The sequence below is a fragment of the Streptococcus sp. C300 genome (assembly GCF_000187645.1).
GTDB classification, from domain to species: Bacteria; Bacillota; Bacilli; order Lactobacillales; family Streptococcaceae; genus Streptococcus; species Streptococcus oralis_CQ.
On sequence record NZ_GL732466.1, the window covers coordinates 532,985 to 542,888 of the forward strand.

Below are 9,904 nucleotides of genomic sequence, written 5' to 3' on the forward strand. Positions count from 1 at the left end.
TGTCACAGGATAAGCAAATGAAAGCTGTTTCTCCCCTTCTACAGCAAGTCATCAATATTTCATCTATCGTTGGGGGAGTCGGCACCTTGATTTTCTGTATTTGGGCCTATCAGGCGGGTGTTTTACAATCCAAGGAAACCCTATCGGCCTTTATCCAGCAAGCTGGGGTTTGGGGACCACCACTCTTTATCTTTTTACAGATCCTACAAACCGTTGTTCCAATCATTCCGGGAGCTTTGACCTCAGTGGCTGGGGTCTTTATTTACGGCCACATCATCGGAACCATCTATAACTATATCGGAATCGTGATTGGCTGTGCCATTATCTTTTACCTCGTCCGTCTCTATGGAGCTGCCTTTGTCCAGTCCGTCGTCAGCAAGCGCACCTATGACAAGTATATCGGTTGGCTAGATAAGGGCAATCGTTTCGAGCGGTTCTTTATCTTTATGATGATCTGGCCTGTCAGTCCAGCTGACTTTCTCTGCATGCTGGCTGCCCTCACCAAGATGACCTTCAAGCGCTATATGATTATCATCATTCTGACCAAGCCCTTTACTCTAGTGGTTTATACTTATGGTTTGACCTATATTATTGATTTCTTCTGGCAGATGTTTTGAGAATAGAAAAATCCGTTTGGTTGCCAAAGCGGATTTTCTGTTTGTTTTATTTTGCGACACTCTTAGCAAGGACAAAGTTTCCAAGTGTAGCGGAGCCATTGCCTGCGACTGCTGGAGTGACAATGTAGTCACGCACGTCTGGTACTGGTAGATAGCCATTGAGAAGAGCTGTGAATTTCTCACGTACACGGTCCAGCATGTGTTGCTGTGCCATCACGCCACCACCAAAGACGATGACATCTGGTCGGAAAGTCACTGTCGCGTTGACAGCAGCTTGAGCGATATAGTAGGCTTGGACGTCCCAAACAGAGTTGTTGAGTTCGATGTTTTCACCACGAATACCTGTACGAGCCTCCAAACTTGGTCCAGCCGCAAAGCCTTCCAAACAGCCCTTGTGGAATGGACAAACACCGTTGAATTCTTTTTCAATATCCATTGGATGTTTAGCTACATAGTAATGCCCCATTTCAGGGTGACCGACACCACCGATAAACTCACCACGTTGGATAACACCTGCACCGATCCCTGTACCGATTGTGTAGTAGACCAAGTTCTCGATACGGCCGCCAGCATTGTTGCGGGCAACTACTTCACCGTAGGCAGAGCTGTTTACGTCTGTGGTGAAATACATGGGTACATTAAGAGCACGACGAAGGGCACCAAGCAAGTCGACATTTGCCCAGTGAGGTTTTGGAGTCGTTGTGATAAAGCCATAGGTTTTGGAGTTTTTGTCGATATCGATTGGACCAAATGATCCGACAGCAAGACCAGCAAGGTTATCGAATTTTGAGAAGAACTCAATGGTTTTATCGATGGTCTCGATAGGAGTTGTTGTAGGAAATTGTGTTTTTTCTACAATGTTAAAGTTTTCATCACCGACAGCACAGACAAACTTTGTACCGCCTGCTTCTAAGCTTCCGTATAATTTTGTCATGATAAACCTCTTGTTTTTATTTTCTTTATTATAGCATATTTTGAAAGTCTAGATTTCTCTATATTTTAGATTTTCCTCTGTAAATCTTACCATTCAAGCAAAAACGAACAAACATGTCATTTGTTCGTTTTGTTTTTAGATTTGATTCTTGAAGAGGATTAGGCTTTCACTTCGATGATCGCGTCGCCCTTGACAACTGAACCACTTGCGACTGGTGTTACAGAAGCGTAATCTGCAGTGTTGGTTACGATAACCATTGTTGTGTCGTCAAGACCTGCGGCAGCGATTTTGTTTGAGTCAAAGGTTCCGAGAATGTCACCAGCTTTGACCTTGTCGCCTTGAGCAACCTTTTGTTCAAAGCCTTCACCGTTCATTGTCACCGTATCGATACCGACGTGGATCAAGATTTCAGCTCCGTTAGCTGTTCTTAGGCCATAAGCATGTCCTGTTGGGAAGACAATTGTCACTTCAGCATCAGCTGGTGCGTAAACAACATCTTCACTCGGTTTTACAGCAATACCTTGTCCCATAGCTCCACTTGAGAAGACTGGATCATTCACATTTGAAAGAGCAACGACATCACCAACGATTGGTGTTTGGATAACACCTTCGCTTGGTGAAATCACAGTACCAGTTACTGCTTCTTCAGTCAAACGATCTGTTTCAGCTTCAGAAATTGCTCCTGCAACCTCTTCTACTTCATCTTCGTAACCAAACATGTAAGTAAGAGCAAAACCAAGTGCAAAGGATACAGCTACCATAAGAAGGTATTGTAGAAGTTGTCCATTCCCAATGTAAAGCATTGTACCAGGGATGACTGTGATACCATTACCAGTACCAGCAAGTCCAAGGATTGAAGCAAGTCCACCACCGACTGCACCAGCAATCAATGAAAGGAAGAAAGGCTTACGGAAACGCAAGTTAACCCCGAAGATAGCAGGCTCAGTAATACCTAGGAAGGCAGAAAGAGCAGCTGGGAAAGCAAGAGTTTTAAGTTTAGGATTCTTCGTTTTAACACCAACGGCAACAGTTGCAGCACCTTGAGCAGTCATAGCTGCAGTAATGATAGCGTTGAATGGGTTAGCGTGGTCAGCAGCAAGCAATTGAACTTCAAGCAAGTTGAAGATGTGGTGAACACCTGATACGACGATTAATTGGTGAACTCCACCAATCAAGAAACCACCAAGTCCGAATGGCAAGTTAAGAATAGCTTTTGTTCCAATGAGAATGTAGTTTTCAACAACGTGAAAGACTGGTCCGATAACAAACAATCCAAGGATTGACATTACAAGGAGTGTTACAAACGGTGTTACCAAGAGGTCAAGTACATCTGGAACAACCTTACGAACTGCTTTTTCAAACTTAGCTCCGACAACCCCGATGATGAAGGCTGGAAGAACTGAACCTTGCAAACCTACAACTGGGATAAATCCGAAGAACTGCATTGCAGTTACTTCACCACCAGACGCAACAGCCCAGGCATTTGGAAGTGAATCAGAAACGAGCATCATACCAAGAACGATACCAACAGCTGGGTTACCACCGAATACACGGAAAGTTGACCAAACAACCAAACCTGGCAAGATAATAAAGGCAGTGTCTGTCAAGATCTGAGTATAAGTTGTCACATCTTCTGGAAGTGTCATTCCAAGAGCAGTCAAGAGACCACGAACACCCATGAAGAGACCAGTTGCTACGATAACTGGAATGATTGGAACGAAGACGTCACCGAAAGTACGGATGGCACGTTGGAACCAATTTCCTTGTTTTGCAGCTTCTGCTTTCATGTCTTCTTTAGAAGATGTTGGCAACCCAAGAGCTACGACTTCATCGTACATCTTGTTTACTGTACCAGTACCAAAGATGATTTGGTATTGACCTGAGTTAAAGAAAGCACCTTGAACTTTTTCCAAGTTCTCGATAGCATCTTTGTTAATTTTCGCTTCATCTTTAACCATCACACGGAGGCGAGTCGCACAGTGGGCTACACTGTTGACATTCTCACGTCCGCCAAGGGCTTCGATGACCTTTTTTGCAATATCCTGATTGTTCATTTGCAAAAATCTCCTTATATAAAATTTTGTAAAGTGTTTGAAAGCGATTTTATCCGCCCTACGACTATTATTTTATCATGTTTCTAAAATATGTCAAGCGTTTTGCAGAAATTTTTATTCCCTTTCTTTTTCCTCTGATTATTTTTGCTCGTTTTTGAGGGAAATTCTCTTTTTCCTCAAAAAAATATCTTTAAACTTGAGGAATAAAGGTTTTTATTTACATTTTCTTTCATTTTTTCGTGAAAATTTGTTAGATTTCCTTTACTTGATTTATGGCAACCGTTTGACATTTTTTGCTATTTTTTAACATAAAAGACTTGCTTTTTTGGTCGAAAACGTTTACTATTAAGGTAGTAGAACTTTAGGAGGAAAGATAAAATGGAATGGACAACTGAGCGCCGTTATAGACGCTATGAAGACTGGTCTAATGATGAAATCAAGCAAATCAAGGAAAAGATGGCACAATCTCCATGGCATACTCATTACCATGTCGAGCCTAAAATGGGGCTTCTCAATGACCCAAATGGCTTTTCCTATTTTGATGGTAAATGGATTCTCTTTTACCAAAACTTCCCCTTTGGTGCAGCTCATGGTTTGAAATCTTGGGTGCAGCTTGAAAGTGATGATTTAGTGCACTTTACAGAAACTGGAGTCAAAGTTTTGCCTGATACTCCATTAGATAGCCACGGGGCCTACTCTGGATCTGCCATGCAGTTTGGCGATCAGTTGTTCCTATTTTATACTGGAAATGTCCGTGATGAAAACTGGATCCGTCACCCTTACCAGATTGGGGCTTTGATGGATAAGGATGGCAAGATTACAAAGATTGACAAGATCTTGATTGACCAGCCAGCAGACTCTACTGACCACTTCCGTGACCCACAAATTTTTAACTTCAAGGGTCAATATTATGCCATCGTCGGTGGACAGGACTTGGAGAAAAAAGGCTTCGTCCGTCTCTACAAGGCTGTGGACAATGACTACACAAACTGGCAAGCGGTTGGCAACCTTGACTTTGCTAACGATCGCACTGCCTACATGATGGAATGTCCAAATCTAGTCTTTGTAGGGGAGCACCCTGTCCTTCTCTACTGTCCACAAGGATTGGATAAGGCTGTTCTAGACTATGATAATATCTATCCAAACATGTACAAAATCGGGACTTCCTTTGCCCCTGAAAATGCCAAAATGGTAGATGTGTCTCCATTGCAAAATCTAGACTATGGTTTTGAAGCCTATGCAACGCAAGCCTTCAACGCTCCAGATGGACGTGCACTAACAGTAAGTTGGCTTGGGTTACCAGATGTTTCTTACCCATCTGACCGTTTTGACCACCAAGGAACCTTCTCATTGGTCAAAGAACTCACTATCAAAGATGGTAAACTCTACCAATATCCCGTCTCAGCCGTCAAAGAACTTCGTTCTTCTGAAGAGGTCTTCTCAAATCGTACTCAAACCAATAACACCTATGAACTGGAGCTCAACTTGGAGGCCAATAGCCAAAATGAGATTGTCTTGCTCGCTGATAAAGAAGGCAAGGGGCTTTCAATCAACTTTGACCTTGTCAATGGACGGGTGACAGTGGATCGTAGTCAGGCTGGTGAACAGTACGCCCAAGAATTTGGTACGACTCGTTCTTGCCCTATCGATAACCAAGCTACTACTGCCACTATCTTCATCGACAAGTCAGTCTTTGAAATTTTCATCAATAAAGGAGAAAAAGTATTTTCTGGTCGTGTCTTCCCACATGCAGACCAAAATGGTATCCTGATCAAGTCTGGAAACCCAACTGGAACTTACTATGAATTAGATTATGGTCGCAAAACTAACTGATGTCGCAAAACTTGCAGGCGTCAGCCCCACTACCGTCTCACGGGTCATCAATAAAAAGGGGTATCTATCTGAGAAAACCATTCAAAAGGTTAATGAAGCCATGCGAGAATTGGGCTACAAGCCCAATAATCTGGCTCGAAGCCTCCAAGGAAAATCTGCCAAGTTAATTGGACTTATTTTTCCTAACATCAGTCATGTCTTTTATGCGGAGTTGATCGACAAGTTGGAACACCAGCTCTTCAAAAATGGCTACAAGACCATCATCTGTAACAGCGAACACGACTCTGAAAAAGAACGAGAGTACATTGAAATGCTGGAGGCCAATCAGGTCGATGGTATCATTTCTGGAAGTCACAATCTTGGAATCGAAGACTACAATCGTGTGACGGCACCGATTATTTCCTTTGACCGAAATCTATCACCAGACATCCCTGTCGTCTCCTCCGATAACTACGGTGGCGGGGTCCTCGCCGCCCAAACTCTGGTCAAGACTGGCGCCCAGTCTATCATCATGATTACAGGAAATGACAATTCCAACTCACCGACTGGACTGCGCCATGCTGGATTTGCCTCTGTACTCCCAAAAGCGCCTATTATCAATGTTTCGAGTGACTTTTCTCCCGTCAGAAAAGAAATGGAAATCAAGAATATCTTGACCCATCAGAAACCAGATGCGATTTTTGCTTCGGATGATTTGACAGCTATTCTGGTGATCAAAATCGCTCAGGAACTAGGCATCTCTGTTCCTGATGAGCTCAAGGTCATCGGCTATGATGGGACTTACTTTATCGAGAACTACTATCCTCACCTGACAACTATTAAGCAACCTATGAAAGAGATTGCCCACCTCACTGTCGATCTTCTCTTGCAGAAGATTGAAGGTAAAGAGGTCGCGACAACTGGTTACTTCTTACCCGTCACCCTATTACCAGGAAAAAGTATTTAAGTACAAGAAAACTCAGACGAATTCGTCTGAGTTTTTTATGATCTTAAGTTTTCGAGATAGCGCTGGGCTGTCTCTAAGTTAAAGGTTTTATCTGCGATGAGGCGCTCAACGAGGGGAGCAACCTCGGACTCACTAGCACCTGCTAGGAGAGCTAGGGATTTGGCCTGTAATTTCATGTGGCCTTGCTGGATGCCCGTACTGACCAAGGCTTTGAGGGCCGCAAAGTTTTGGGCAAGACCGATGGACACGATAATCTGAGCCAATTCCTTAGCTGAAGGATTTCCCAGTAGTTCATGACTGAGAGCTACACGAGGATTGAGTCCGATAGAGCCACCCTTTGTCGCTACCGGCATGGGCAGGGTCATCTCACCGACCAATTCTTCTGTGTCCCTATCTAGACTCCATCGACTGAGACCTTGATAGTGTCCATCTCGACTGGCAAAGGCATGGGCCCCAGCTTCGATAGCACGCCAGTCATTACCAGTGGCAATCAAAATGGCATCAATACCGTTAAAAATCCCTTTATTATGGGTAGCCGCTCGGTAGGGATCAACCTGCGCAAACTGGCTAGCCAAGGCTATTTTCTCCGCAATTTCTCGTCCTTGGTCCCTTTGAGGACTCAAGTAGCGAAAGGCGATACGACAACTTGCAGTCACCAAAGAATCAGTCGCGTAGTTGGACAGGATCCCCATAAGGCTCTGTCCTTGACTGAGTTCTTCTAAGACCGGCTTCAAGGCTTCTAGCATGGTGTTGAGCATATTGGCTCCCATAGCTTCCTGGGTATCGACATGGAGATAAACAACAAGAAAGTCTGTTTCACCTTTGATCTGCTCTACATGTAAATCACGCGCCCCGCCTCCACGTTTGACGATAGAAGGATAGGCTTGATTGGCAAGTTCCAAGAGTTCGGCTTTCTTGCTGGCAATCTTCTCTTGCGCTTGTTCAGGTTCAGCAACTTGATAAAGGGCTACCTGACCGATCATCTGGCGCTCATGTACTTGAGCAGTAAAGCCACCTGCTCGCTTGATGATTTTGCTAGCATAGCTGGCCGCAGCAACCACAGACGGTTCTTCTGTCACATAGGGAACTGTGTAGTCCTGACCGTTCACCAAAAGCTCTGGAATGATGGAATAAGGCAGAGAAAAAGTTCCTACCACATTCTCACTCAGCTGATCTGCAACTGACAAGCTGATTTGTTCATCCTGCTCCAGACTGGTTTGCTTTTCAGGACTAAGGAGCGCCTGAGCTCGCAACAACTCCAGGCGCTCTTGGTATGATTTTTTAGAAAATCCATTCCAACTTATCTTCATTATTTTTCAACCTTGCTATAACGGCGTTGGTGGTCGACAATTTCAACCAAGGCATAGTCTTGATGTTCATAACCTGCAAATTGAGCTGAGCCAGACTCATCCAACTGCAAGTCTTCGAAGAAGACTTTTTCATAGTCTGCAACAGACAATGCTGTACGTTGTTTAAGTTTGCTCAAGCGATCCTTATCAAGGTAAGCCTCATAGCCTTCGACCAGCTCTCCACTAAAGAACTCTGAAACCGCTCCACTTCCGTAACTGTAGAGGGCAATTTTATCTCCAGCCTTCAAAGTCTCTGCATTTTCCAATAGAGAGAGGAGCCCGAGGAAGAGGGAACCTGTATAGATATTCCCAATCATCTGACTGTAAAGGATGGACTTATCAAAGTTCTCTTGCAAACTATCCTGTTTTTCTTTAGACAAAGTTTTGTCCATCATCTTGCGCAAGCCTTTTAGGGCCAACTTAGGATAAGGCAAGTGGAAGCAGATAGCTGCAAAGTCATCCATAGTCCAATCATAGCGTTTCTTGTATTCATCCCAAGTCGTTGTCAGGCAATCAAGATACTGTTGGGTCGAGTACATGCCGTTTACATAAGGAGTCGTTGAATAGTTTGGACGCCAGAAATCCATGATGTCACGCGTTTGAGCAACATTATCATTGTTAAAGGCCATGATGCGTGGATTTTGCGTGATTAGCATGGCCACACTTCCAGCACCCTGGGTTGGCTCACCCGGAGTTGCCACACCATACTTGGCAATATCACTGGCAATGACCAAGACCTTGGATTCTGGAGAATTTTCCACATGTAACTTGGCATAATGGAGGGCAGCTGTCGCTCCATAGCAGGCTTCTTTGATTTCAAAGCTACGAGCGAAAGGCTGAATGCCTAACAAGCCATGAACAAAGACTGCCGCTGCCTTACTCTGGTCAATCCCTGACTCGGTCGCCACGATGACCATATCGATTTCTTCTTTTTCTTTGTCTGTTAAAATAGAGTTGCTTGCACTAGCTGCCAAGGTAACAATGTCCTCAGTCAGTGGCGCAATACTGATTTCATTTAACAAGAGTCCCTTGCTAAATTTTTCGGGGTCAACTCCCCTCGCTTCTGCTAAGTCTTGTAATTTCAAGACATATTGACTGGTCGCAAAACCAATCTTATCAATACCGATTGTCATATTTACCTCTGTTTTTTCATTCATTGTAAAAAATCGTTTCATTCTATTTTATCACAAATAGGAACAAAAGAGAGAAAAAAGACTTGATTCAACAAATCAAGTCTTTGCTTTGACTGCATTAGGAAGAGATTCCTCGTTGTTTTCGGATGTAGTAATAAAGCTTTAAAATCACCGTTCCACTTGCCATTCCAATAGAAATAACAAGGGCTAACATAACCACCAAAGTCGCGCTGGCAAGGGCATGACTGTAATCGCCTGTCACAAAGAAAGCAGTCGTCCGATAGGATAAATAACCTGGCACCAAGGGGGCAAGAATAGCCAAGACAAAGACCACTGCTGGTGTCTTATAGACAATACTTAAAATCTGACTGATGCAAGAGCCAATTACTGCTGCGATAAAGGTCGCGACAATAACATTGGTTGGTTCTTTGAGCACGAGATAGAGGAGCCAAACGCCCATTCCCAAAATACCACCAGGTAGGAGCATGGAGCGTTGAACATTCAGTACGATTAGAAAGGTGATAATGGCGAGTAAACTCGCCACTGCTTGGAGCAAAATACTTGTTAGAGTCATCTTATGTCATCAAAACCAGGGCGACAGAGGTGCCAGCCCCTAAAGCGAGGGTTATGAGCAAAGATTCAAACATCTTGCTCATACCAGAGTTGATATGGTTGGTCATGATATCCCGTACCGCATTTGTCAGAGCAATCCCTGGAACAAAGGGCATAACCGCTCCTGCTATAATCAGGTCTGCCGTCGAAGGAAATCCTGTATAACGTGCCCAGAACTGGGCGATCAATCCGAAAACAAAGGCACCCGCAAAGGCCGTTACAAAAGGAATGCGGACAAACTTCTCTACGTAGAGAGAGAAGGCAAATCCAAATAAGGTCGCAATAGCTGCGCCAAAAGCGTCATAAACATTGCCCCCAAACATAATCGAGAAGAAAGGGGCACTGAGGGTCGCTGCTACAGTCACTTGGAACTTTGTATAAGGAAGTGCTTGATCGCCGATTTCTTTCAGCTTTTTAAAGGCTGTC

At 44.0% G+C, this 9,904-nt stretch carries 9 protein-coding genes; 3 read left to right on the forward strand and 6 right to left on the reverse strand.

Going from position 1 to position 9,904, the window contains the following annotated elements; genetic code table 11:
• The coding region (locus HMPREF0849_RS02590; protein WP_009013539.1) for a TVP38/TMEM64 family protein at window positions 1–617 on the forward strand (617 nt) is incomplete at its 5' end.
• A 46-nt stretch (window positions 618–663) separates the two neighbouring features.
• Here the strand turns inward: HMPREF0849_RS02590 and scrK are convergent.
• Complete coding sequence (scrK, locus tag HMPREF0849_RS02595; RefSeq protein WP_000164281.1) at window positions 664–1,551, reverse strand: fructokinase ScrK; 888 nt, start codon at window positions 1,549–1,551, stop codon at window positions 664–666.
• A 158-nt stretch (window positions 1,552–1,709) separates the two neighbouring features.
• Window positions 1,710–3,605 (reverse strand): sucrose-specific PTS transporter subunit IIBC, encoded by a 1,896-nt coding sequence (locus tag HMPREF0849_RS02600; protein WP_001064504.1) that lies wholly within the window; start codon window positions 3,603–3,605, stop codon window positions 1,710–1,712.
• Between the two features lie 378 nt (window positions 3,606–3,983).
• On the opposite strand from HMPREF0849_RS02600, the gene HMPREF0849_RS02605 reads away from it, so the two are divergent.
• Complete coding sequence (locus HMPREF0849_RS02605; protein ID WP_000455332.1) at window positions 3,984–5,438, forward strand: sucrose-6-phosphate hydrolase; 1,455 nt, start codon at window positions 3,984–3,986, stop codon at window positions 5,436–5,438.
• The gene (locus tag HMPREF0849_RS02610; protein WP_000225990.1) at window positions 5,419–6,384 is read left to right on the forward strand and encodes a LacI family DNA-binding transcriptional regulator; all 966 of its coding nucleotides are present in this window, start codon (window positions 5,419–5,421) and stop codon (window positions 6,382–6,384) included. Before HMPREF0849_RS02605 ends, HMPREF0849_RS02610 begins: the two co-directional genes overlap by 20 nt.
• A gap of 35 nt (window positions 6,385–6,419) precedes the next feature.
• On the opposite strand, the gene HMPREF0849_RS02615 is transcribed toward HMPREF0849_RS02610, so the two are convergent.
• From HMPREF0849_RS02615 to HMPREF0849_RS02630, 4 genes are all read right to left on the reverse strand, one after another.
• Window positions 6,420–7,694, reverse strand: a complete 1,275-nt coding sequence (locus tag HMPREF0849_RS02615; protein ID WP_000704405.1) for a hydroxymethylglutaryl-CoA reductase, degradative — start codon at window positions 7,692–7,694, stop codon at window positions 6,420–6,422.
• Window positions 7,694–8,866, reverse strand: a complete 1,173-nt coding sequence (locus tag HMPREF0849_RS02620) for a hydroxymethylglutaryl-CoA synthase (RefSeq protein ID WP_033605355.1) — start codon at window positions 8,864–8,866, stop codon at window positions 7,694–7,696. The genes HMPREF0849_RS02615 and HMPREF0849_RS02620 overlap by 1 nt, the downstream gene beginning before the upstream one ends.
• Window positions 8,867–8,984: 118 nt before the next feature.
• Window positions 8,985–9,440 carry a threonine/serine exporter family protein gene (locus tag HMPREF0849_RS02625; RefSeq protein ID WP_000176905.1) on the reverse strand — a complete coding sequence of 152 codons (456 nt, stop codon included), beginning with the start codon at window positions 9,438–9,440 and terminating at the stop codon, window positions 8,985–8,987.
• Between the two features lies 1 nt (window position 9,441).
• On the reverse strand, window positions 9,442–9,904 hold a 463-nt coding region (locus HMPREF0849_RS02630), incomplete at its 5' end, for a threonine/serine exporter family protein (protein WP_033605356.1).